The organism is Methylomagnum ishizawai, assembly GCF_019670005.1.
Classification (GTDB): Bacteria; Pseudomonadota; Gammaproteobacteria; order Methylococcales; family Methylococcaceae; genus Methylomagnum; species Methylomagnum ishizawai.
In genome coordinates, this window is sequence record NZ_AP019783.1 from 3,968,113 (window position 1) to 3,991,595 (window position 23,483).

Here is a 23,483-nt window from a genome sequence, read left to right on the forward strand (position 1 = left end):
AACCGCGCTCCCTGAGCCAGCGCAGCAACAGCGGCACCCGTAGCCTCCAGCCGTGCCGGAAGGTCCGCGAAATACCGTTGCAACCGGGTCAAGATGTACGGCCCGGGAAACCGCATAATATCCGCCCTTCTCATTAGACCCCGACCCGCCCATGACCACGAAACCCAGCTTTCCCGCCGATTTCCTCTGGGGTGCCGCCACCTCCGCCTACCAGATCGAAGGCTCGCCCCTGGCCGACGGCGCGGGGGTCAGCAATTGGCATCGCTTCGCCCACCGGCCCGGCACCATCGCCAACGGCGACCATGGCGATACCGCCTGCGACCATTACCGGCGCTGGGCGGAAGACATCCAACTCATGCGCGAACTGGGCTTGCAAGCCTACCGCTTCAGCATCGCCTGGCACCGCATCTTCCCGGAAGGCCGGGGCCGCTTGAACCCAAAAGGCTTGGATTTCTATCTCCGGCTGGCCGACGCCCTCAACGCCGCCGGCATCGTGCCCTGCGCCACCCTGCACCATTGGGATTGGCCCGCCGCGCTGGACGACCAGGGCGGTTGGGCCCACCGCGACTCCGCGCAATGGTTCGCCGATTACGCCCACACCCTGTTCCGTGCCATGGACGGACGGGTAAAGCACTGGGCCACGCTGAACGAACCCTGGGTGATCGTCCACGCCGGTTATATCGAAGGGGCGCATCCGCCAGGCGTGCCCGCTTTCGCCAAGGCCCCGCATGCCGCCCATAACCTGTTGCGCGGCCATGCCCTGGCGGTACAGGCGTTCCGCGCCGACGGGGACGGGCAAATCGGCCTGGTGGTCAACCTGGAACCCAAGTACGCCGCCAGCGCCAAGCCGGAAGACCAAGCCGCCCTGGCCCGCAGCCACGCCTATATGAACCGCTGGTTCCTGGACCCGGTGTTCCTGGGCAGTTACCCGGAAGAAATGGCCGATATCTTCGGCGCGGATTGGCCGCGTTTCCCGGAGGAAGATTTCAAGCTGATCCGGGAGCCGTTCGATTTCCTGGGGATCAACTATTACAGCCGCACGGTGGTCCGCGACGATCCCATGAATTTGCCGGTGCGCGATGCGCGGGTACGGCAACGGGCCGAGCATACGGCGATGGATTGGGAGGTGTTCCCGGAAGGTTTGAAGACCTGTTTGGGTTGGGTGAAAAAGCGCTATACCACGCTGCCGCTGTATGTCACCGAAAACGGCGCGGCCTTCGCCGACCCGCCCGCCGTGGCGGGACGGGTGGCCGATCCGCGCCGGGTGGCGTATCTACGCGACCATCTCCGCGCCGCCCACGCGGCGCTGGCGGAAGGGGTGGATTTGAAGGGCTATTTCGCCTGGTCGCTGCTGGACAATTTCGAGTGGGCGCATGGCTATGGCAAGCGCTTCGGGCTGGTGCGGGTCGATTACCCGACCGGCACCCGCACTCCCAAGGACAGCGCCCGCTTCTACCGCCGGGTGATCGAGAGCCGGGGCGCTGTCTTATGGGAAGCGGAGGAGGATTAGGAAGCGGCGTCGTCCACCGCCGTGGCGTTCCGGGTCGGCGGCACGCCCACCTTGACCGCGCCGGTGCAGGTCTGGGTGCCGTCGCTGGCCTGGAAGCCCACCGTATACACCCGCCCATTCCCGGCCTTGCCATACTGCCGCTCGGCCCGCAGCAAAGCCGTCTTATGGTCGCGCTTGATCTTGAAATCGGGCTTGGTCGTGTCCTTGCCCTTTTTGTTCTTCACCGGCTCGTCGGAGGTGATGCCGGTAATGGTGATGCTGACGGAACCCGCCCCGGTCACGTTCTGGACGCTGACGGGTTTGAACAGCTTATTGGGCGGCCATAGTTGGCTCGGCGCGGCGTAGGCCGTGCCGCAATCGAGCGGGTTGGAACCACCGCCGCCCGACTGGACCACCGTCACCGCGACCGCGTCGGCGGCGCTGGTCTTGCCCTGGGCATTGGTCACCACCACTTGGAAGCCGAGGACGGTATCCTCGGTGACGGCGGGCGCGGTGAATTGCGGCTGGGCGCTATCGGCCCCTGTCAATTCGACGGCCGGCCCCGCCGTTTGGACCCATTGATAGCTGGCGATGGCCATCCCGCCGGGATCGCTGGCCGAGCCGTTCAGGATCACAGCGGCATTTTCGGCGACCTTTTGGTCCGGCCCGGCGCTGGCGAAGGGTAGAGCCTCCGGCAACACCTCGGCGGATTCGATGTAGACGGGCAGTTGCGCCGCCTCGTCGAACACGGGCATATCGTAGAGCAGGGAACTATTGCGGGAGACGGCATAGAGCGAATAGTTGGGATCGGTGGTGGTCGTGGCGTAGACCTCGTAGGCCCGGCGCAACTGGTGGTTCATCGCATCGACGGTTTCCGCCATGCCTCCGATGACCTCGCCGAACACCGCGTAGCCATCTGGGCTTTGGGCCGAGCCGTAATCCAAGAAGGCATTGTCCACGGTATTAATAAAGAACTGGGAGGTAGCCGAATTGGCAGCACTGCCCCTGGCCATGGCAATCGAACCCCGGATGTTCTTCAACCCATTGCTAGCCTCGTTGACGATGGAAGCGTGCAAGCCGGACTTGTATTTGTATGTCAAGGTCGATCCGGTGCGATCCTGGATCACCCCACCCCCCTGCGCCACGAAATCCAAGGGAACACGATGAAATATCGTGTCCTGATAAAACCCTTCCTTGATATAGGCGAGGAAGTTCGCGACCGTGACCGGGGCTTTGTCGGGATCGAGTTGCAATTCAATCGCGCCATAGTTGGTGTGCAATTCCACGAAAGCGGGGGTGGCCTCCACCGTGGCTGCGGGCAATAGCAAAGACGCCAGCGTCCAGGAGAATACTTTGTTCATAGGGAATATGGTATTTGGGGGTAATGGTTCCGGCCCAGCGGGCGCGGGTGATGCGATATCGCGCTTATTGTATACACCCCATAAAAAATGGGCACCCGCGGGTGCCCATGGTGCCTATCCAGCGGACGAGCGGTGGAATCAGCCCTCGCCGGCCACGTTGATCTTCTTGGGTTGCACGGCGGCTTTCTTGGGGATGGAAATCTCCAGGACGCCATTGCTACAACGGGCGGAAATGCCGTCGGAATCCGCCGTGTCGGGCAGCGAGAAACGCCGGTAGAAGGTGCCGAACACCCGCTCCACCCGCTTGATGCCCTCGCGCTGGACCTTGGCCTCGGTGGAACGCTCGCCCTTGAGGGTGAGGATGCCATTCTCCATGGTGATATCGATATGCTCGGGACTGACGCCGGGCAGGTCGGCCCACAGCACATAGCGGTTCACTTCCTCCTTGATATCGACCGCCGGGGTCCATTCGGCGGTGGCGGCGGTATCGGTGCCGGCCCGGCTGCCCTCGAAGCTGCGTTCGAGTTCGCGTTGCAGTTGGTTCAACAGGCTCCAGGGTTCATAACGGGTCATGGCGATGCTCCATAGGATTCAGGTTGGGTAGATTCCGCTTTCCCCAGCGCCGGAAAATACCCAGCCATCGGGGAATAGCGGCCCGCGTATATACTTCGGCAATACTGCGGAAGCCCACGCGGAAAACGGTGCAGGTATACCCGAAAGCGTATCCTTTTCCAATTGCTAGACCAGGGTACCGGAAATACCGGCGGATACACTTTCGTTCGTATCGCCGATATGGAGGTGGCCGTTATTTTTTCAAGGGGGGAAAGCCGCCGATTTATCCGGCCAGGAAACCGGCGACGGCCTGGGCGGGCAAAGGCCGGGCGAATAGGAAACCCTGCGCCGAATCACAGCGCTGTTCGGCCAGGAAATGGCGTTGTCCTTCCCGCTCCACGCCGGCGGCGGCGACCTTGAGCCGGAGGCTATGGGCCAGGGCGATCAGGGCGCGGACCTGGGCGGCATCCTGCGGATCGGCCTGGGGATCGCCCATGGGGTCGAGCTTGAGCGTGGACACCGGCAGGCGCATCAAATGGGGCAGCGCGGCATGGCGCATCCCGAATTGGTCGATGGCGAGTTCCACCCCCAGATCGGCCAGGACGGCAAGTTGGGCCAGCCACGGCTCGCCCTGGGCCATGATCTGGGACTCGGGGATTTCCAGGGCCAGGCGCTTGGGCGACAGGCCGGAATGGCCCAGGGCGGAGCGCACCGCCCGCGCCAGGGTGCCGCGCTGGAGTTGGACACCGCTCACGTTCACCGCGATCCTGCCGAAATCCAGCCCTTGGTCCAGCCAAGCCCTGGCCTGGACACAGGCCCGCCGCAACACCCAATCGCTCAGGGCTTCCAGCAGGCCCGCCTCGGTGGCGAGCGGCAGGAAGCGCTCCGGCAGGATCAAACCTTGCTCGGGATGCTGCCAACGCACCAGGACTTCGAGGCCCGCCACCCGCCCGCCCGCCAACTCCACCTGCGGCTGGTAATGCAACACCAGTTCGTCGCGCTCGATGGCCCGGCGCAACTGGCCTTCGACCATCTTGCGCTCGAACACCCGCGCCGAGACCTCGCCGCTGTGGTAGCGGAAGGTATTGCGTCCCTCGGCCTTGGCCCGGTACATGGCGCTGTCGGCGCTCTTGAGCAAGGCATCGACGGTCCAGCCATCGCGGGGATAGAGGCCGATGCCGATGCTGGCGGTCGCGTTCAGGCTATGGCCTTCCACCTGGAACGGCTGGGCCATGGCCTTGGATATCTTCTCGGCCACGTTGGCGATGCCCGCCTCCTTGGCGAGTTCCTCCAGCAACACCACGAATTCGTCGCCGCCGTAGCGTGCCACGGTGTCCTGCTCGCGCATCTGTTCGGTAAGCCGCACCGCCACCGCCTGCAACAGGCCATCGCCCACCGCATGGCCCAGGCCGTCGTTGATCTGCTTGAAATGATCCAGGTCCACGAACATGACGGCGACCTGCTGGCGCAGGCGCTTGGCCTGGATCAAGGCATGGGCCAGCCGCGCCCGGAACAACAGCCGGTTGGGGAGGCCGGTCAGGGGATCGTGGTGGGCCAGATATTCCAGCCGCTCCAGGGATTGCTTGACCGGGGCCATATCGGTCAGCGTGCCGATGTAATTCAACACCTGGCCACCCTCGTCCTTCACGGCGTTGATGACCAACCAACGCGGTGACAACAGCCCCGTGCCGGTGCGGGTCCACACTTCGCCCAGCCAAGTGCCGCCGCCGTCCAGCCCGTCCCAGGCCTCCTTGAAAAACGCCAAATCGCCCAGCCCGGTCTGGGGCCGCAACAGGTTCTGGCCCAGCACCTCCGGCTCGGCGTGGTCGGTGATGCGCAGGAAAGCGGGATTGGCGGCGACGATGGTGCCTTCGGCGTCGGTCACCACGATACCGTCGGCGGTATGCTCGGCCACGGTGGCCCAGAACCGGGCGCTGGGCGCGACGCGGTCCGGGTCGGCTTCCAGCAGGATGTTCAAGGCACCGATCAACGCCCCCGAACCATCGCGCAGCGGCGTGGGATAGGGCAACACCGCCACCCGTCCGCCATCGGGCCGCTCGATCACGATGCGCTGGCCGCGCACCGGGCGCTGTTCCCGCAGCGCCACGGCCATGGGGCAAAGCTCGTGTGGCAAGGGCGTGCCATTGGGTAGGTACATGGCTTGGGAACCGCACCACTGGTCGGTCCCGGCGCGGGGACGGCGGCCCCAGAGCGCGGCGGCGGCCTCGTTGTACAAGGCCAAGCGGCCTTCGGCATCGGTGGCATAGGCCGCCACCGGCAGGGCCTCGACCCATTCCCGCAGACAGCGGCCCTCGGAACCCAGCGGATGGCCGACGGCGAGGCCCTCCCCCAGGCGATGGATCAGCTTGGCGTAGCTGATGAGTTCGGCCTGCTTGACCGGCTCGACCAGATAGCCATCGGCGGCGGAGACAGCGGCCCCGTCGTTGCGTTCGGAGAGATAAAGTATCCAGGGGGCGGCGGCGGCATCGGTCCTGATCTGGCGGCAGATATCCTCGGGCCTGCCATCGCCGAAACGCCCGCCCAGCACCAGCAGGAACGGGCGGCGCTCGCGCACCGCCTGCACGGCCTCGCGGCAAGTGCCGGCCTCGATGACCGGGCAGCCCAGTTCGCTCAGGATTTTGCGGCGGAGATGACGCCGCCGTATGTTGCCATCCGCCATCAGCACGGCGCGGCTCGGGAAAATCGCCATCGGACTATCCTTGTCGAATGTGGCTGGCATTGGGTGGGAAGCCGGTTTATCCGGCCGGGGGAACCTGGACGCTGGTTCGGTGGATTATGCTTGTAAAGCTTTTTTAGCACGGAGGATCCGCGCCGTGCGAGACTGCAAAATTACCTAGCCGACCGGATTACAGCCCAGGCGCTGGCATCCAAAGCCAGCTTTGGACTCCAAACATCCCGCTGCCTGGGTCCCCAAGCGGAACTTGGGGACCCAGGCGGGCGGGGATCAGCCCACCCAGGCCCTGGCATTGCGGAACATCCGCATCCAAGGCCCGTATTCGCCCCAATCGCCGGGATGCCAGGAATTCTGCACCGTGCGGAAGCAGCGCTCGGGATGCGGCATCATGATGGTGAACCGACCGTCGGCATTGGTCAGCCCGGTGATGCCGAACGGCGAGCCATTGGGGTTGTACGGGAAGGCCTCGGTCGGCTGGCCGCGGTGATCGACATAGCACAAGGACACCAAGCTCTGGCTCATCGCCTTGATCGGGCTTTTGAAGAACTCCGCCCGCCCTTCGCCATGGGCCACCACCACCGGCATCCTGGAACCCGCCATCCCGGCGAACAGGATCGAGGGCGATTCGCGCACCTCGACCAGGGACACCCGCGCCTCGAATTGCTCCGACTCGTTGCGCACGAAACGCGGCCAATGCGCCGCCCCCGGAATCAGTTCGGCGAGGTGGGACATCATCTGGCAGCCATTGCACACGCCCAGGCCAAAGGTATCGGGTCGATGGAAAAAGGCGTGGAATAGCTCGCGGGCCTCGGGATTGAGCAGGATGGACTTGGCCCAGCCCCCGCCCGCGCCCAGCACGTCGCCATAGGAAAAGCCGCCACAAGCCGCCAGTCCCACGAAACCCTCCAGTCCGACCCGGCCCGCGAGGATATCGCTCATATGCACATCGACCGCCGTGAACCCGGCCCGGTCGAACGCCGCCGCCATTTCCACATGGCCGTTGACGCCCTGCTCCCGGAGGATCGCGACCTTGGGCCGGCCCTGGGCGAAGAAGGGCGCGGCGATATCGTGTTGGATATCGAAACCCAACTTGGCCGACAGCCCCGGATCGCCCTCGTCGCGCACGGTCTCGAACTCCTGCCGGGCGCATTCGGGGTTGTCGCGCAACGCCTGCATCCGGTAGCTGGTCTCGGACCAGACCGCTTGGAAACCGGCACGGGTGCCCTCGATCAAGATCGCGTCGCCACGGCGGAAGACGATCCGCCCATCGGTCCTGGGAGCGCCCAATGCATGGGCGCAAGCGCCCAGCCCGGCCCGGCCCAAGCGTTCCATCACGGTATCGAGTTGATCTTCGCGCACTTGCAGCACGGCCCCGAGTTCCTCGCAGAACAGCGCCGCCAGGGTGTCGCCGCCCAAACCGGCCAGGTCGATATCGAGGCCGCAACGCGCCGCGAACGCCATCTCGCACAGGGTGGCGAACAAGCCGCCATCGGAACGGTCGTGATAGGCCGATACCAGCCCATCGGCGTTCAAGCCCTGGATCGCGCCGAAAAACGCCTTGAATAGCTCGGTATCGTCCAAATCCGGGGCGGCATTGCCCAATTGCCCGTAGACCTGGGCCAGCACCGAACCGCCCAGCCGGTGGCGGCCCCGGCCCAGATCGACAAGGACCAGGACGGTCGGGCCTTCGTCCAGGCGCAATTGCGGGGTCAGCGTGGCGCGGATATCGGCCACCGGGGCGAAGGCGGAAATAATCAGCGACAAGGGCGCGGACATGACGGTTTCCCGGCCATCCTGCTTCCACACGGTCTTCATCGACAAGGAATCCTTGCCCACCGGGATGGCGATGCCCAAGGCCGGGCATAGCTCCATGCCAATCGTTTTCACGGTGTCGTACAGGGCGGCATCTTCGTGGCCGTGGCCCGCCGCCGCCATCCAGTTGGCGGAGAGCTTGACCTTCTTCAAGGACACGATGCGGGCGGCGGCGAGATTGGTCAGCGCCTCGCCCACCGCCATCCGCCCGGAGGCCGGGGCGTCGATCAAGGCCAGGGGCGCGCGCTCGCCCATGGCCATGGCCTCGCCGGTATAGGCGTGGAAGCCGGTCGCGGTCACGGCCACGTCGGCGACCGGCACCTGCCACGGGCCGACCATCTGGTCGCGGGCCACCAAGCCGCCGACCGAGCGGTCGCCGATATGGATGAGGAAGCTCTTGTCCGCCACGCTCGGATGGCTCAACACCCGGCGGGCGGCCTCGGGGAAGCCGATGCCCTCGAAATTCAACGCGGGCAGGGCGGTGCCGCCGTGCTTGGCTTCCCGCCGCAGCTTGGGCGGTTTGCCGAACAGCAGGGACATGGGGATGTTCACCGGCTCGTTGCCGAACAAGCGGTCGGTCAGCACCAAGTGTTCTTCTTCGGTGGCCTGGCCGATCACGGCATAGGGGCAGCGCTCGCGCTCGCAGAAGGCCCGGAACCGCTCCACCGCCTCCGGCTTCAGGGCCAGCACATAGCGCTCCTGCGATTCGTTGCACCAGATTTGCATCGGGGTCATGCCCGGCTCGTCGTTGGGCACCTCGCGCAATTCGAAGCGGCCCCCGCGTCCGGCGTCGTGGATGATTTCCGGGACGGCGTTGGACAGCCCGCCCGCGCCCACGTCGTGGATCGACAGGATGGGATTGTCGCCGCCCAGGGCCACGCAGCGGTTGATGACTTCCTGGCAGCGGCGCTGCATCTCGGGATTGCCGCGCTGCACCGAGGCGAAATCCAGGTCTTCGGCGCTTTCGCCCGCCGCCACCGAGGAGGCCGCGCCGCCGCCCAGGCCGATCAGCATGGCGGGGCCGCCCAGCACCACGATGGGCGCGCCCGGCGGCAAGGCTTCCTTGGCGAGATGGCCTGGCCGGATATTGCCCATGCCCCCGGCGATCATGATGGGCTTGTGATAGCCCCGCAGCCCCGCCCCGTCCGCCGCAGGCTGCTCGAAGGTGCGGAAATAGCCGCACAGGTTGGGCCGGCCGAATTCGTTGTTGAAGGCCGCGCCGCCCAGGGGACCGTCGATCATGATGTCCAGGGCCGAGGCGATGCGGCCCGGCTTGCCGTGGTCCTGTTCCCAAGGCTGGACGAAGCCGGGAATCCTGAGGTTCGACACCGAGAACCCGGTCAAACCGGCCTTGGTGTGGGAACCGCGCCCGGTCGCGGCCTCGTCGCGGATTTCGCCGCCCGAGCCGGTCGCGGCGCCAGGGAACGGGGAGATGGCGGTCGGATGGTTGTGGGTCTCCACCTTCATCAACAAATGGGCCGGCTCTTCCCGGTAGACGTATTCCAGGCTGTCCGGGTCGCGCAGCAGCACCCGCGCCATCGAGCCTTCCACCACCGCCGCGTTGTCCTTGTAGGCGGAGAGAATCCCCGTGGGCGATTTCTGGCTGGTGTTGCGGATCATGCCGAACAGGGAGCGATCTTGCAGGTCGTCGTCGACGATCCAGGACGCATTGAAAATCTTGTGGCGGCAATGCTCGGAATTGGCCTGGGCGAACATCATCAATTCCACATCGCTGGGATTGCGGCCCAGGGCGGTGAAACTCTGTTCCAGATAGTCCAGTTCGTCTTCCGACAAGGCCAGGCCGAGCTTGCCGTTGGCGGTCATCAAGGCCCACCGCCCCTGCTCCAACAACGGGATGAATTCGACCGGGGCGGGACTGCGGTGGCGGAAGATCGAGGGTTCCTGGCCATGGCCCAGCACGCTCTCGGTCATGCGGTCGTGCAACAGGGCTTTCAGGAGGTCCAGCTTCTTGATGGGGATGCCGCCGCTGGCCTGGATGCGGTATTCGATGGCGCGTTCCAACCGCAGCACGGCATCGAGGCCGCAGCGCCGGGCGATATCGGTGGCCTTGCTGGACCAGGGCGACACCGTGCCCAGGCGCGGCACCACCAGGAAATAGGCATCGGCGAAATCGCCCGGCCTGACTTCCGGCCCATAGTGCAGGACGCTTTCCAAGCCCTTGCGCTCGGCCTCGTCCAGGGCGTGGGCAACCTCGGCGAAATGGACATAGGCTGCGGTGAAATCGGACACATTCGGCACCACGGCCTGCATATCCGCGAGCAATTTGACGCGCCGAAACTCCGACAGCGCGGCGGGACCGGGAAATCTGAGGATCATACTTAGACCTGCCAGTAGGATTGAGTCTGAGGAGAACCCGCGGGGCGCGGGTGGAACAGGGCAAGGTGGGCCTGCCCAGTGCAAAAACATAGCCCCTTAACGCTTGTAGGAGCGGCCTCCGGGCGCGATGGCGGTGCGCCATCGCGGACCCGGAGGCCGCTCCTACGGCAGGGGAACCGGCACCGCCCGCTATTCGGCGGGTTTTTCGCCCGTCTTGGGCGACTCGGCGAGGGTTTTCAAGGTTTCGTGTAGGCGTTTCAAAAGTTCGAAGCCCGGCCCGCTGTCCTGGGGTTTGCCATCGGAATCCAGCACATAGACCAGGGTGGTCTGGGTCTGGCCCTTGTCTTCCAACTTGACCCGGTATTCCCTGGATTTTTCCTGGCCTCCGCCGAACAGCGCCGCCACGTCGCCGAAGAAGCCGCGGTCCTCGTAAGGTTTTTGATCGCCGCCATAATAGACGAAGTACATGCCTTCGGAACGGTTCTGGTCGGTGACTTCCAGCTCCAAGCGGCCCAGCGCCTTGGCGACATCGCTCCAGGCGCGGTCGAACGGGGCTTCGATCTCGATCAAAGGCACATTGTCGGAACTCTGGGCCAGGGTCGAATCGACCTCCGGCGACTGGGTGCGTTTGGCGGCGGGACGCGGCGGCTCGGCTTCCTCGGGACGTTCGGCCTCGGGCGCGGGCTCCTCGCCAGGACGGGTCCGCACCGTTTCTTCCTGCGTCGGCTCGGACAGCTTCCGGGTGGCGGCGTCCTCGATGGTGGAGGAAGTCAGGTCGGGCGGGATTTCCAGCGGCGGGATTTCGGTGCTGTATTTGTATTGCTTTTGCTTGTCGGGAAACCAACCGCTGATGGTTTCACAAGCGGACAGCCCCGCGCATAGGCCCGCGAGGGCCAGCACCCTGCCGAGATGGATAGGCTTCATAGGTTTTTTCACACCACGCCGGCCTGGCGCATGGCGGCCCGCACCGTGTCGCGGCAGCCTTCGGATAGCCAGGTCAAGGGCAAGCGGATGCCGGTCTTGATCCAGCCCATTTCATGGACCGCCCATTTGACCGGGATGGGATTGGATTCGATGAACAAATCGCGGTGCAACCCGGCCAGTTGGGCATCGAGGGCGGCGGCGGTCTCGGCGGCGCCCGCCATCGCGGCGACGCACATTTCATGCATCAGCTTGGGCGCGACATTGGCCGTGACCGAAATCACCCCATGGCCGCCCAGCAGGCAGAACTCGCGGGCGGTGGCGTCGTCGCCGGAATAGAGGAGGAAATCCGGCCCGCACGATTCGATGATTTCCTTCACCCGCTCCAGCTTGCCGGTGGCTTCCTTGATGCCGATGATGTTGGGGATCGGGGCCAAGCGGGCCACGGTCGAGGGCAGCAAATCGCAGGCGGTGCGCCCTGGGACGTTGTAGAGGATTTGCGGGATGTCCACCGCCTCGGCGATGGCGCGGTAGTGGAGGTACAAGCCTTCCTGGGTCGGCTTGTTGTAGTAGGGCGTGACCAGGAGGCAGGCGTCCGCGCCGATGGCCTTGGCGCTCCGGGTGAGGTCGATGGCCTCGCGGGTGGAATTGGCCCCGGTCCCGGCGATGACCGGCACCCGGCCCGCCACCCGCTCCACCACGCGGCGGATGGTGGCGCAATGCTCCTCGGGGTCGAGGGTGGCGGACTCGCCCGTGGTGCCGACGGCGACGATGCCGTCGGTGCCTTGCTCGATATGGAACTCGACCAAGCGGTCCAAACTGTCAAAATCGACGGTGCCGTCCGCTTCCATGGGCGTCACCAACGCTACGATACTAGCTTGAATCATCATGCCTTTTGGGGTTCGGGCAAAAACCGCATGTTACCGTGCGCTGGCCGGCTCTGACAACCGCGCGACCGCCCGTCCGGGCGGCATAAACCCGCCACCCCAAGGCCCGCCCGCCACGGCCATGGGCAGGGGCATTCGCGATATGAAGGTGATAAACTTTTTTCCTTTTCCAAGAAGTCCCTCCCGTGAGAACCCCCACCACCATGCAGCTCGTCGTTACCGTGCTGGGCGTGAACCGCCCCGACCTCGTCGTGGAACTGACCCGCGCCTTCAAGGATTGCAAATGCATGATCCTGGAAAGCCGGATGACCGAATTGGGCAACGAGTTCGCCGCCCATCTGCTGGCGGAAGGCAATTGGAACCACATCGTCCGGCTGGAAAACTCCCTGGAAAGCCTCGCCACCCGCTACAGCCTCAAGATCGCCACCCTCCGCGCCCAGGAGCGCGAAGAACCCCAGGAAGACACCTCCCTGCCCTATGCCGTGGATATCTACGCCACCGACCAGATCAACAATATCCACGACCTCGGCAACTTCTTCACCGAGCGCGGCATCGATATCCTCGACCTTTCCAGCAGCCGCTATCCCGCGCCCTTCACCGGCTCGCCCTTGTTCCTGGCCCATATCATCGTCAAGATTCCCGCCGGGACGCGCATCGTGTCGCTGCGCGACGAGTTCCTCGATTTCTGCGACCAGATGAACCTCGACGCCATCCTCGAACCCGTCAAACGTTGAAACCCGAATCCCCATGAGCGCAGCCCAACCCGCCCCGGACTTCTCCGCCCCCGCCACCTCCGATCAAACCCTCGGCCTCCGGGATTTCCGGGGCCGGTTCCTGGTGTTGTATTTCTATCCCAAGGACAGCACCCCCGGCTGCACCCAGGAAGGCCAGGATTTCAGCGAACTCTACCCGGAATTCCAGGGCGAGAACGCCGATATCCTGGGCGTGTCCAGGGATGGCCTGAAGTCCCACGCGAACTTCAAGTGCAAGCAGGCATTCCCGTTCGAGCTGCTCTCGGACACGGACGAAGCCCTGTGCCAAGCCTTCGACGTGATCCGCATGAAAAACATGTACGGCAAGCAAGTCCGGGGCATCGAACGCAGCACCTTCCTCATCGACCCCGAAGGCCGCATCGCCTTCGAGTGGCGCAAGGTCAGCGTCAAAGGCCACGCCGCCGCCGTACTCGCCAAACTGCGCGAACTCTCCACCTAATAAGCGCCGCGGGGGCGGGTTCATCCGCCTTTTTCACCGGCCCTGGGCGGCTGAATCCGCCCCCCTGGCAATACGCACCGCGTATCCTACCCCCTTCCACGCAACCTCCCCCACGATGACCGCCGATACCCTCCCCCACCGCAAGCTCTTCGTCCTCGATACCAACGTCCTGATGCACGATCCGGCCTCGCTGTTCCGCTTCCAGGAACACGATCTTTACCTGCCCATGATCGTGCTGGAAGAACTCGACCACTCCAAGAAAGGGCTGTCGGAAGTCGCCCGCAACGCCCGCCAGGCCAGCCGCTTCCTCGACGAACTCATCCACCAGGCCGATTTCCAGGCCATCAGCAACGGCATCGCCTTGAACCGGCTGGATTACGCCGGGCGCATCGACGAGCGCTGCGTGGGCCGCTTGTTCTTCCAGGTACGGCGCATGGATTCGGCCCTGCCGGAAAGCCTGCCCGGCGACCTGCCCGATAATTCCATCCTCGCCACCACCCTGGCCCTGGCCAAGGAAAACCCGGAAACCCAGGTGGTGCTGGTGTCCAAGGACATCAATATGCGGATCAAGGCCTCGCTGCTGGGGATACGGGCCGAGGACTTCCACAGCGACCAGGTGCTGGACGATATCAACCTGCTCTACAGCGGGGCGCAGGCATTGCCGGCGGATTTCTGGGAAACCCACGGTGGCAAGCTGGAATCCTGGCAGGATCAACGCGGGCGGACTTTCTACCGGGTGCAAGGCCCATTGGCGCGGGACTGGTTCGTCAACCAATTCCTCTATATGCCGGACGACTCCGGTTTCGAGGCCATCGTGCGCGGGTTGGAACCCGGCGGCGCGGTGATCGAACTGGCCCGCGATTTCAGGTCGCCGCAGCACGCCGTGTGGGGCATCACCGCCCGCAACCGCGAGCAGAATTTCGCCCTCAACGTGCTGCTGGACCCGGAGATCGATTTCGTCAGCCTCCTGGGCACGGCGGGCACCGGCAAGACCTTGCTGGCCCTGGCGGCGGGTTTGGCGCTGTCGATGGAAGCCAAGCTCTACCGCGAGATCATCATGACCCGCGAAACCATCCCGCTGGGCGAGGACATCGGCTTCCTGCCGGGCACCGAGGAAGAAAAAATGGCCCCGTGGATGGGGGCGCTACTGGACAACCTGGAACTCCTGAGCGGCTACAACGAAGGCGGTTCGAGCTGGGAACGCGCCGCCACCGGCAGCCTGCTCGCCAGCCGGGTGAAGATGCGCTCCTTGAATTTCATGCGGGGCCGCACCTTCCTCAACCGCTATATCATCCTGGACGAGGCCCAGAACCTGACCTCGAAACAGATGAAAACCCTGGTCACCCGCGCCGGGCCGGGCACCAAGGTCGTGTGCCTGGGCAATATCGCCCAGATCGACACGCCCTACCTCACCGGCACCACCTCCGGCCTGACCTACGCCGTGGACCGCTTCAAGTCCTGGCCGCACGCGGCGCATATCACCCTGAAGCGCGGCGAGCGGTCCAGGCTGGCGGATTTCGCGGCGGACACCTTGTAGCCCGGCACGGCCAGCGTGCCGATATGCCACCGGAAACACGAAACATGACCGCCAACACCAGCGAACCCACCCGCGACCAGTTGCTCGCCCTGATCCACACCCAAACCGAACTCATCAAACTGGGCCTCGACCTACCGGCCATCATGGCCCTCGCCACCGAACGCGCCCAGGCCATGACCCAGGCCGATGGCGCGGTCATCGAGATCGCGGAAGGCCATGAGATGGTGTATCGGGCCGTATCCGGGCGGGCTTCCAACTCCCTGGGCTTGCGGTTGGCGCGGAACGCCAGCCTGTCGGGCCTGTGCGTGGCCTCGGCCACCGCCTTGCGCTGCGACGATAGCGACACCGATCCCAGGGTGGACCGGGACGCCTGCCTGAGGATCGGCATCCGTTCCATGGTCGCGGCCCCGTTGATCCATCTGGGGCAACCCGTGGGGGCGCTGAAAGTATTGGCGGCGCAACCTGGGGCCTTCGGGGAACGCCAACTCCGTTTGCTCTCCCTGGTTTGCGAATCGCTGTCCGCCGCGATGTTCCACGCCGCCAGATACGGCACCGAGGAATTGTTCCGCCGGGCCACCACCGACGCCCTCACCGGACTGGCCAACCGGGCGCTGTTCTACGACCGCCTGCGCCACAGCATCGCCCAGGCCAAACGGGAAGGCCGCCGCCTGGGCATCCTGATGCTGGACATGGACGGGCTCAAGCCCATCAACGACCACCACGGCCACCGCGTCGGCGACGCCGCCCTCAAGGAGATGGCCAAGCGCATCGCCGCCGAGGCCCGCCATTCCGACACCGCCGCCCGACTCGGCGGCGACGAATTCGCTCTGATCCTGGCACCGGTCGAAACCCGCGACTGCGCCTTGAAAGCGGTGTGCCGGCTCACGGAGCGCTGCGGCCAGCCCTTCAACTTCGAAAACCAGTCCATCCGGTTCGGCGCGAGCGTCGGCGTATCGATCTGCCCGGACGATGGCGACCAACCGGACGAGTTGATCGACCGGGCCGATCAATCGATGTACCGTTCCAAGCGCGAGAAAAAGGCCGGCCTCCCGGCCTGAGCGGCCTCAAGTCCCCGGCAAATCGCGCAGTTCGGGCCGCAAGTGGGCGCGGTCGCCCAAGCGCCGCAACAACGGCCCGTGGTCGCGCAATTCCACCACGCTGAGGGAAGCCACCGGGGTATCGATGCGGTCGCGGTAATGGCCCACGTCGATGCCCAACATCTGGCAGAGCAACACCCGGATCGTGGCCTTGTGCGACACCACCAGCACATCGCCCGAAGCATGCCGCGCCCTAATATCGTCCACCACCGAAAGCGCCCGCTGGCCCACGTCGATCCCGCGCTCGCCGCCGGTCGGGCCGTTCCAGCCCGCATCGCCCAACCAGCGCAGATAATCCTCCGGGTATTCGCGCCGCACCTCTTCCGCCGTCTTGCCTTCCCAGGCCCCATAGTCGATTTCCCGCAGGCCATCGCGCAGTTCCGCGACCGCGCCGGTCAGGTGGCACAAGGGTTCCACGGTGGCGCGGGTCCGGCGCATGGGGCTGGCATAGATGCCGGCCCACACATGGTCGCGGTAGCCGTGGGCGAAATCTTCCGCCATCTGCTGGCCGATGGGGCTAAGCTCGATATCCAAGCGTCCGCAAAAGCCGCCGGTGCGGCTGGATTCGGTTTCGCCGTGCCTGAGTAGATAAAGGTTGAGAGCCATGGTGTTTCTCCGTGGATTACTTGCCGAGCAATACGATCCTGAGCATCGCGCCCACGGCCTTGAGCTTCTGCCCCAGGCCGGGATCGGCGTGCAGCGGATAGACGCCCGGCAATTTCTGCCCCCAAGCCAGTTTTTTCAAGCGCTGTTTGACCGAAGGCTCCAATTGTCCATCCGCCGCCAGTTCCATGAACATGGCCTTGACGTTGCCGAGATCGAAGAAATCCTGCTGCCAAGCCCATAGGCCGTTGCCGCCGTAGCGGAACCAGGAGCCGCCGACCCCGGCGACTTCGTATTCGCCGCCATCGGCCCGCCGGACCGGCGCGACCTGCCGCCAAATCCCGATCACCTCGCCCTGTTGCTCGTCGATGATGATCTTGTCGTAGGGATAGCGCCATTTCTCGAAGCCTTCCATATGCGCCCCCAAGGCCCATTCCTCGATTTCCTTGCGGCCACGGGCGATGAATTCGCGGTTCGGTCCCATGTTCCAGCGGTATTCGGCGTCCTCGGCGTACATCGCGCCCAGGTGTTTGATCCAATCGCCCTCGGTTTCGGATCGCTGGTTGGCGGCCAGCCAGCGTTCGACCATGGCTTCTAGTTCTGCGCGGGGATAGGCGGGCATAGGGTTTCCTGCGGTGGATGGATAAGGAACGGGAAGATACCGGATTTCGCCGACGATTGCGGCGGGATCGAGCATCGATGCTAAGATGCCGCGCCCTTTTCCTGGCCTCAAAACAACCGGAGCCCCCCATGAGCCAACGCCCCCCGAAAGCCCCGCCCAGACTGCCGGGTGCCCTGCCCTTGCTCGGACATATCCCCGATTTCGGCAAGAATCCCCACGATTTCATGATGCGGCTCAGGGCCAAGCTGGGCGATATCGCCGAATTCCAGATGTTCCACCAGGACATGGTGCTGATGACCGGGGCCGAGGCCAGCGAGGCGTTCTACCGCGCCCCGGACGAGGTGCTGGACCAAGGCCCGGCCTATAAGCTGATGACGCCGATCTTCGGCCAGGGCGTGGTGTTCGACGCGCCCATCCCGCGCAAGAACGAGCAATTGCAAATGCTCATGCCGGCCCTGCGCGATAAGCCGATGCGGACCTATTCCGAGGTCATCGTCGGCGAGGTCGAACAAATGACCCGCGACTGGGGCGGCTCCGGCGACTTGAACCTGTTGGAATTCACCAAGGAACTGACCATCTACACCGCCAGCCATTGTTTACTCGGCCCGGAATTCCGCTACGAACTCAGCGCCGAATTCGCCGAAATCTACCGCGACCTGGAACACAGCATCCAGCCCATCGCCTATGTGTTCCCCAACCTGCCCTTGCCGATCTTCCGCCGCCGCGACAAGGCGCGGGTGCGGCTACATGGCTTGGTCGCGCAGATCATGGAAAAACGCGCCCAAAGCAGCGAAAAAAGCACCAACGTGTTCCAAATGCTGATCGACGCCCATTACGAGGACGGCAGCAAGCTCAGTTCCCACGAGATCACCGGGATGCTGACCGCCGCCGTGTTCGCGGGCCACCACACCAGTTCCGGCACCGCCGCCTGGGTGTTGATCGAACTGCTGCGCCACCCCGAGGAGTTGCGCCGGGTGGTGGCGGAACTCGACGCCTTGTTCGGCGAGGACGGGCCGGTGACGTTCGAGTCCTTGCGGCAGATTCCCCGGTTGGAAAATGTCATCAAGGAAGTGCTGCGCCTGCATCCGCCCTTGATCCTGTTGATCCGCAAGGTGATGAAGGATTTCCAGGTCGGGGATTATCTGATCCCGGCCGGGAAATTCGTCTGCGCCGCGCCCGCCGTGACCCACCGGATTCCCGAGTTGTTCCCCGACCCGGAACGCTTCGACCCCGATCGCTACACCCCGGAACGCGGCGAGGACCGCAACCTCTACGGCTGGCAGGCGTTCGGCGGCGGGCGGCATAAATGTTCGGGCAACGCCTTCGCGCTGTTCCAGTTGAAGGCGATTTTCAGCCTATTGCTGCGGCGCTATGAGTTCGAGCTGGTCAACCCGCCCGAGAGCTACCGCGACGATTACACCAAGATGGTGGTGGAGCCGAATTCCCCGTGTTTGGTGCGCTACCGCAGGCGCAAGACCCAGGCCGAGCGGACGGCGGCGACCGCAACGGCCACGGATGCGGCCCAAGCAAATCGGCACCGGCTCAAGGTCGTGGTCGATTGGGATTTGTGCAAGGGCCATGCGAACTGCATGACGGAAGCGCCGGAAGTATTCCAGGTCGATGATAAAGGCAAGCTGACCGTGCTGGACGAACACCCGTCGGCGGAGTTGTTGGAGAAGCTCAGGGCGGCGGAGCGGTATTGCCCGACGCGGGCGATCAAGATCGAGGGCGGGGAAGCCGAGGGTGGGCTTTGTCCGTTCCACTGAGCGCATGGCCGAAATTCCACATTCGGCGGAGTACGCGGGCATGCTATTCCGCCGCATGAAGCGCCCGCACCATTTCAATATATAATCACGCATCGCCGCCGATGCATCACCATACATTATGAGGAAAACTCTATGCCATGCTTTCTCATATTTATACTATTCTTCTTTAGCGTAAGCTACTGCCACGCAATACCTGACGATAAAATATGCAAAGAACCATCAATAGTCGCACTTCAATGGCACAGCCCCTATAGAAACTGCATTCCTCTGAAGTTAATATATCGAGCCAAAGGAATTGATGAAACAGTTGATGCCGCCCAAATAATAACCAAAAAAGGAAATAAATGGCTATACCATATATTCATCGTAGACACCAAGGGCAATATTTTAAAGTTCAACTCAGATATCATCCTTGAGCGGCCCTCGTCAGGATTGAGTAATTTGCTAAACGAACAACTAAAAATAGGAGATGGCCCTGATCTCCTTTACGACCTTGTACTTGAGAATAATGGGATACGCCTTTGCAAAATAGCAGAAATGAAATATCCATTAATCGGGGAACTTCGTATATGCGAGGGCGACAAAGAGTATCAAGGCCAAACCGGGTTTAGTCCTGGAATATTAAAACCGGAAGAAGCCAAAGCCAGAGTCTGTGATATAGTAGCCAAGGCATCAAACCAAGAGTGTACTTTTAATGAAATCGCGGTTTTTAAAGAACGCTTTTGGATCGAGAATGGAGAATTGTTCTATATTTTTAAAGTAAGGCAACATGTCCACCGCTGTCCAGGAACCAGCGATTCAAAAATCGTCGCTCCGCCCGTAGATATTGACATACTTGAATATCATGTGGATGCTCAGAACTGGAAAATTTCGCTTGCCCCAAACGAGTTAAACCATGTTTTCGTAAAAAGTTGTAACCGCACGAAAAAACCATAAGGCTGCAGGATGCGTCGGGCCTGAAAACAGCCATCTTCACAATACGCCACATCCCGCAAACCCCTCTGGCGCAACCCCAAACTCACCGCCCCCAAGCATTCACCGTCCGCCACCAGCGCTGCCCCAATTCCATCAGCGGCTTGCGTTGCTTCTCCAGGAAGGAGGCGAACAACAGGATGCCGATACCCAGGCCGGTCATGGTCAGCCAAGGACTGGCTTCATAAAGCTGCACCGTGAACCGGGCGTAGAAAATCGCCCCCGCCAGATACCCCACGATCCCCGCGAACAACACCCAACGCTGCCGATAAGCGATCCCGGCATAGACCAGGGCCGTGCCCACGGCCAGGAACAACATGGCGGCGGCATGGTCGCGGCGGACCGCCAAGCACAGGAAGCAACCGAGCAACGCGAGCAAAGTGCCGAGACCGCGCAAGGCCGGACCTTGGCGCAGGGATTTCTGCCCCAGCGCGAACAACAGCGCCGCGCCACCCAAGGCATGGGCGGTCCAGCCGCCGAACCCGCCCACCCCGACCGGCAGCGCCAACAGCAGGCCATTCAAGGCCAGGAAAGCGGCCAAAGCGCCCATGGGTTCCGCCCAGCCACCCAGCAAACCGGCCCTGGCGGCATCCACGAACAACAGCACCGCCAGGATCGTCAACAGCGCCGCCGTGGTGATCCAGGACCAGGGCAGGAAAGCGCTACGCCCCACCAGGATGACCAGCGGCAAATGCGCCAAGGCCAGCGCGGCCACGCCCTCGCCCGCCTGCATCAAGGCGTCCTGCCGCTGCCGCGACCAACCCAGCCGCAGCAAGCCGAACAGCCCCAGGCACAGCGCCGCCACGACCTCCGGCTCGCGGCTCGGGATCAAGAACAAAGCGCAGCCCAGGAACAATTCCGTCAACAAGCTGGCCCGGCGCGGCTTGGCCAGGATGGAAAACGCCAGATAGGCCACGGGCAGGGCGACCCCGAGGCTCAGGGCCAAATCGCCCAACAGCAGCGCCGACCCGGCCAGTTCTGCGGGCGGCGCATAGAACAAGGCGCCCAGTTGGGTGAACTGCACCGGCACCAAGGCCGCGGCCAGGGCGAAGAACAGCCGCGCCCCCTTGTGGTCGCGCCAGAGATAGCCGCAGACCAGCCCGCACAAGGTCAGCAACATCGAGAAACCGGGCATGATCCAGTAGCGGTAATTGGGCGTGAGGCCGTTCAAGCCCTGCACCAGGAAATCGGCCATCGCCAATAGCAGGATGGTGGTGCCCAGCAGGCGCAGGTAAAAGCCGGGCCGGTAGTTTGGGGATTCCCGGCGGTCCTGGGATTCGATGTCGTAAGATTTCATGGCGGATTACTCCCCGGTTTCGGTGTTGGATTGGGAGGGATTGGAGGCGGCGACCAGGCCGGCCAAACGGCGGCGCAAACTCTCGGCCTGTTCGGTGCGCTCGAATTCGGCGGCGAGATCGTCGTAGCCGGTGCCCGCGGCCAGGTCCGGCTCCACCGCGCCCAGCCGTATTTCCCAGCGGTCGAACACGGCATCGACCGCCTCCGTGCCGCCCAGCGGGTCGGACAACTGGGCATATTCCAGGTGGAACTGGCGCGAACTCAGCAAGGTCCGCCGCCGCTTGGCTTCTTCCAGCTTGGTGGTCTGGCGGTCCAGTTCGGCGCGGATTTTCTGGCGCAGCGCCTGGGTTTCGCGCAGGGAGACGGCCAGTTGTCCGGCCTCGCGCTCCACGGCTTCCAGCCGCCGCACGCATTCCAGCGCCCGCGTTTCCTCGGCGGCGACCCGCACCGCCCGTTCGGCCCAAAGCGCGGCGTCCTTGCGCAGGGCGGCGTGGCGTTCGTCCAGGGTTTTCAGTTCGCGGTCGAGGCGGCCCAGCCGCACGCGGGTGGTGGCGGCCAGCTTTTCCAATTCCTGGATGGCGGCGTCGGCCACGGCTTCGTGGTTCTCGAAATCGCCGGCCACTTCGTTGAGTTGCGCCTTGACACTGACGAAGATGCGTCTGAAGGGGTTCATGGGGGATGCCTCGGGTGATTGTGACAAGCCTATTAAGGCAGTCGGCGTGCCAGCCCGATGCGCGGCGATTGACCCTTACCAATCAAGAGCTTGATGAACCCATAGGCTCGTCGGCTTGGCCTGGACCGACATTTTCCGCACAATGCCCCTAGCATAAAAAGCACGGGGGTTTTCATGGCCGGATTACGTTTGAGCGAAGCGCAGCGCGGATTTTTCGGTTGGGTGGCGGAGGCGGTGTTCGCCAATCCCTTCGGGCCGGAGCGGGCCGCGCTGGACCGCCGCATCGCCGGGATCGACCCCCGCGCCCCGGCGGACCCGGCCCGGACCTTGGAACTCGCCATCGAGCAAGTGGAGCGCCGGGTGCGCGAACTCGACCCCGATGGCCGCTTGCGCCCGGACCGCTACCCGGCGGAAGACGCCCGCCTCCTGCAATGGGTGGGTTTGTTCCGCATCTACCACGCCTTCCGCGACGAGTTCGGCCAGTTCATCGAACGCCAAGCCCAGAGCGCGGAACCCCTGGCCCCGCCCTTCGCCGACGCGCTGTGGGCGGAACTGGCCGGCCTGGGCCTGGACGCCGAAGCCCGCGCCCGCTACCTGGGCGTGTTCTACCAAGTACGGCGCGGCTTCCATTGCATCGAGCGCGAAATCGTCGGCCTGTGCCCCGCCGTGGTGGAACTCAGGATGCGGCTGTGGAACGCCATCTTCACCTTCCGCCCGGATTGGTATCTGCGCTGCCTGGTGGGGCGGATGGAGGATTTTTCCACCCTGCTGCTGGGCGAGACCGGCACCGGCAAGACCGCCGCCGCCCGCGCCATCGGCTATTCCGGCTTCATCCCCTACGATCCCAAGACCCGGCGTTTCAAGGAGAGCTATACCCGCGCCTTCGTCGGCATCAACCTGGCGCAATTCCCGCCCGGCGTCATCGAATCGGAGTTGTTCGGCCATCGCAAGGGCGCGTTCAGCGGGGCCATCGACCACCACCAGGGCGTGCTGGCCCGGTGCAGCGCCCACGGCGCGGTCTTGATGGACGAGATCGGCGATGTGGAACCGCTGATCCAATTGAAACTGCTGACGGTGCTGCAAGAACGCCGGTTCACCCCGGTGGGTGGACGCGAGCCACAGCAATTCAATGGCCGGGTCATCGCCGCCACCCACCGCGACCTGGGCCGATTGCGGGCGGAGGGGCGGTTCCGCGACGATTTCTTCTACCGGCTGTGTTCCGATGTGATCGCGCTGCCGCCGCTGCGCCAGCGCATCGCCGAAAACCCGGCGGAATTGCGGCTGATGGTGGCGGCGATCCTGGTGCGGACCTTCGGTCCCGACGGACTGGCCTTGGTGGACGGGGTGGAGGAACGCACCCGCGCCTCGGTGCCCGCCGACTATCCCTGGCCGGGCAATGTGCGGGAACTGGAGCAATGCGTGCGGCGTATCTGCCTGACCGGGCGCTACGAGGCCGATGGGCGGGCCGCGCCGGATGGTTTCCTGCGGCGGGTGGCGGAAGGCGGGCTGACCGCCGACGAGTTGCTGGCGGGGTATCTGGCGCGCTTGTACGGGCGGTGCCGGACCTATGAGGAAGTGGCGCGGCGCTCGGGGCTGGACCGGCGGACGGTGAAGCGCTATATCGGGATGGGGGAACCGGAGGCGTAAGGCG

At 64.2% G+C, this 23,483-nt stretch carries 18 protein-coding genes; 8 read left to right on the top strand and 10 right to left on the bottom strand.

Annotated features, from left to right (window positions below; all coding sequences use genetic code 11):
- Positions 1 to 151 precede the first annotated feature (151 nt).
- Complete coding sequence (locus K5658_RS17895) at positions 152 to 1,510, top strand: GH1 family beta-glucosidase (protein WP_221064451.1); 1,359 nt, start codon at positions 152 to 154, stop codon at positions 1,508 to 1,510.
- Here K5658_RS17895 and K5658_RS17900 read toward each other — a convergent pair.
- The 6 genes from K5658_RS17900 to dapA form a co-directional block, all read right to left on the bottom strand.
- Positions 1,507 to 2,850 carry a peptidylprolyl isomerase gene (locus K5658_RS17900; RefSeq protein ID WP_221064452.1) on the bottom strand — a complete coding sequence of 448 codons (1,344 nt, stop codon included), beginning with the start codon at positions 2,848 to 2,850 and terminating at the stop codon, positions 1,507 to 1,509. The two genes, K5658_RS17895 and K5658_RS17900, sit on opposite strands and share 4 nt — an antisense overlap.
- A gap of 138 nt (positions 2,851 to 2,988) precedes the next feature.
- Positions 2,989 to 3,423 (bottom strand): Hsp20/alpha crystallin family protein, encoded by a 435-nt coding sequence (locus K5658_RS17905; RefSeq protein ID WP_425515880.1) that lies wholly within the window; start codon positions 3,421 to 3,423, stop codon positions 2,989 to 2,991.
- Positions 3,424 to 3,685: 262 nt separating this feature from the next.
- A complete protein-coding gene (locus tag K5658_RS17910; protein WP_221064453.1) occupies positions 3,686 to 6,112 on the bottom strand; it encodes an EAL domain-containing response regulator in 2,427 nt (808 codons plus the stop codon).
- A gap of 255 nt (positions 6,113 to 6,367) precedes the next feature.
- Positions 6,368 to 10,246 carry a phosphoribosylformylglycinamidine synthase gene (purL, locus tag K5658_RS17915; RefSeq protein ID WP_221064454.1) on the bottom strand — a complete coding sequence of 1,293 codons (3,879 nt, stop codon included), beginning with the start codon at positions 10,244 to 10,246 and terminating at the stop codon, positions 6,368 to 6,370.
- A 189-nt stretch (positions 10,247 to 10,435) separates the two neighbouring features.
- A complete protein-coding gene (gene bamC, locus K5658_RS17920; RefSeq protein ID WP_221064455.1) occupies positions 10,436 to 11,170 on the bottom strand; it encodes an NlpB/DapX family lipoprotein in 735 nt (244 codons plus the stop codon).
- A gap of 8 nt (positions 11,171 to 11,178) precedes the next feature.
- Positions 11,179 to 12,054: a 4-hydroxy-tetrahydrodipicolinate synthase gene (gene dapA / locus K5658_RS17925; protein ID WP_221067022.1), complete on the bottom strand. Its 876-nt coding sequence runs from the start codon at positions 12,052 to 12,054 to the stop codon at positions 11,179 to 11,181.
- 185 nt (positions 12,055 to 12,239) lie between these two features.
- Here dapA and K5658_RS17930 point away from each other — a divergent pair, with 185 nt between their 5' ends.
- The 4 genes from K5658_RS17930 (at position 12,240) to K5658_RS17945 (ending at position 15,861) form a co-directional block, all read left to right on the top strand.
- A complete protein-coding gene (locus K5658_RS17930; RefSeq protein WP_246628487.1) occupies positions 12,240 to 12,788 on the top strand; it encodes a glycine cleavage system transcriptional repressor in 549 nt (182 codons plus the stop codon).
- Positions 12,789 to 12,801: 13 nt separating this feature from the next.
- The gene (locus tag K5658_RS17935) at positions 12,802 to 13,266 is read left to right on the top strand and encodes a peroxiredoxin (protein WP_221064456.1); all 465 of its coding nucleotides are present in this window, start codon (positions 12,802 to 12,804) and stop codon (positions 13,264 to 13,266) included.
- Positions 13,267 to 13,381: 115 nt separating this feature from the next.
- Positions 13,382 to 14,803, top strand: a complete 1,422-nt coding sequence (locus tag K5658_RS17940) for a PhoH family protein (RefSeq protein ID WP_221064457.1) — start codon at positions 13,382 to 13,384, stop codon at positions 14,801 to 14,803.
- A gap of 44 nt (positions 14,804 to 14,847) precedes the next feature.
- On the top strand, positions 14,848 to 15,861 hold the full coding sequence (locus K5658_RS17945) for a sensor domain-containing diguanylate cyclase (protein WP_221064458.1): 1,014 nt from the start codon (positions 14,848 to 14,850) through the stop codon (positions 15,859 to 15,861).
- A 6-nt stretch (positions 15,862 to 15,867) separates the two neighbouring features.
- Here K5658_RS17945 and K5658_RS17950 read toward each other — a convergent pair whose 3' ends face one another.
- Together K5658_RS17950 and K5658_RS17955 are read right to left on the bottom strand one after the other, a co-directional pair.
- Positions 15,868 to 16,506, bottom strand: coding sequence for a histidine phosphatase family protein (locus K5658_RS17950; RefSeq protein ID WP_221064459.1), 639 nt, complete (start codon positions 16,504 to 16,506; stop codon positions 15,868 to 15,870).
- 16 nt (positions 16,507 to 16,522) lie between these two features.
- A complete protein-coding gene (locus tag K5658_RS17955; RefSeq protein WP_221064460.1) occupies positions 16,523 to 17,125 on the bottom strand; it encodes a nuclear transport factor 2-like protein in 603 nt (200 codons plus the stop codon).
- 128 nt (positions 17,126 to 17,253) lie between these two features.
- Between K5658_RS17955 and K5658_RS17960 the strand changes: the two genes are divergently transcribed.
- The gene (locus tag K5658_RS17960) at positions 17,254 to 18,891 is read left to right on the top strand and encodes a cytochrome P450 (RefSeq protein WP_221064461.1); all 1,638 of its coding nucleotides are present in this window, start codon (positions 17,254 to 17,256) and stop codon (positions 18,889 to 18,891) included.
- Between the two features lie 132 nt (positions 18,892 to 19,023).
- Positions 19,024 to 19,827, top strand: a complete 804-nt coding sequence (locus tag K5658_RS17965; protein WP_221064462.1) for a hypothetical protein — start codon at positions 19,024 to 19,026, stop codon at positions 19,825 to 19,827.
- An 82-nt stretch (positions 19,828 to 19,909) separates the two neighbouring features.
- Here the strand turns inward: K5658_RS17965 and K5658_RS17970 are convergent, their stop codons facing one another.
- Together K5658_RS17970 and K5658_RS17975 are read right to left on the bottom strand one after the other, a co-directional pair.
- The gene (locus tag K5658_RS17970; RefSeq protein WP_221064463.1) at positions 19,910 to 21,160 is read right to left on the bottom strand and encodes a hypothetical protein; all 1,251 of its coding nucleotides are present in this window, start codon (positions 21,158 to 21,160) and stop codon (positions 19,910 to 19,912) included.
- A gap of 6 nt (positions 21,161 to 21,166) precedes the next feature.
- Positions 21,167 to 21,832 carry a PspA/IM30 family protein gene (locus K5658_RS17975; protein ID WP_221064464.1) on the bottom strand — a complete coding sequence of 222 codons (666 nt, stop codon included), beginning with the start codon at positions 21,830 to 21,832 and terminating at the stop codon, positions 21,167 to 21,169.
- A gap of 174 nt (positions 21,833 to 22,006) precedes the next feature.
- Between K5658_RS17975 and K5658_RS17980 the strand changes: the two genes are divergently transcribed.
- Complete coding sequence (locus tag K5658_RS17980; protein ID WP_221064465.1) at positions 22,007 to 23,479, top strand: sigma-54-dependent transcriptional regulator; 1,473 nt, start codon at positions 22,007 to 22,009, stop codon at positions 23,477 to 23,479.
- Positions 23,480 to 23,483: the final 4 nt, after the last annotated feature.

Coding starts and splice junctions, on each gene's coding strand:
- K5658_RS17945 (WP_221064458.1), top strand. CDS start 14,848: ATGACCGCCAACACCAGCGAACCCACCCGCGACCAGTTGCTCGCCCTG.
- K5658_RS17975 (WP_221064464.1), bottom strand. CDS start 21,832: ATGAACCCCTTCAGACGCATCTTCGTCAGTGTCAAGGCGCAACTCAAC.
- dapA (WP_221067022.1), bottom strand. CDS start 12,054: ATGATTCAAGCTAGTATCGTAGCGTTGGTGACGCCCATGGAAGCGGAC.
- bamC (WP_221064455.1), bottom strand. CDS start 11,170: ATGAAGCCTATCCATCTCGGCAGGGTGCTGGCCCTCGCGGGCCTATGC.
- K5658_RS17955 (WP_221064460.1), bottom strand. CDS start 17,125: ATGCCCGCCTATCCCCGCGCAGAACTAGAAGCCATGGTCGAACGCTGG.
- K5658_RS17965 (WP_221064462.1), top strand. CDS start 19,024: ATGCCATGCTTTCTCATATTTATACTATTCTTCTTTAGCGTAAGCTAC.
- K5658_RS17895 (WP_221064451.1), top strand. CDS start 152: ATGACCACGAAACCCAGCTTTCCCGCCGATTTCCTCTGGGGTGCCGCC.
- K5658_RS17960 (WP_221064461.1), top strand. CDS start 17,254: ATGAGCCAACGCCCCCCGAAAGCCCCGCCCAGACTGCCGGGTGCCCTG.
- K5658_RS17900 (WP_221064452.1), bottom strand. CDS start 2,850: ATGAACAAAGTATTCTCCTGGACGCTGGCGTCTTTGCTATTGCCCGCA.
- purL (WP_221064454.1), bottom strand. CDS start 10,246: ATGATCCTCAGATTTCCCGGTCCCGCCGCGCTGTCGGAGTTTCGGCGC.
- K5658_RS17940 (WP_221064457.1), top strand. CDS start 13,382: ATGACCGCCGATACCCTCCCCCACCGCAAGCTCTTCGTCCTCGATACC.
- K5658_RS17970 (WP_221064463.1), bottom strand. CDS start 21,160: ATGAAATCTTACGACATCGAATCCCAGGACCGCCGGGAATCCCCAAAC.
- K5658_RS17935 (WP_221064456.1), top strand. CDS start 12,802: ATGAGCGCAGCCCAACCCGCCCCGGACTTCTCCGCCCCCGCCACCTCC.
- K5658_RS17980 (WP_221064465.1), top strand. CDS start 22,007: ATGGCCGGATTACGTTTGAGCGAAGCGCAGCGCGGATTTTTCGGTTGG.
- K5658_RS17910 (WP_221064453.1), bottom strand. CDS start 6,112: ATGGCGATTTTCCCGAGCCGCGCCGTGCTGATGGCGGATGGCAACATA.
- K5658_RS17950 (WP_221064459.1), bottom strand. CDS start 16,506: ATGGCTCTCAACCTTTATCTACTCAGGCACGGCGAAACCGAATCCAGC.
- K5658_RS17905 (WP_425515880.1), bottom strand. CDS start 3,423: ATGACCCGTTATGAACCCTGGAGCCTGTTGAACCAACTGCAACGCGAA.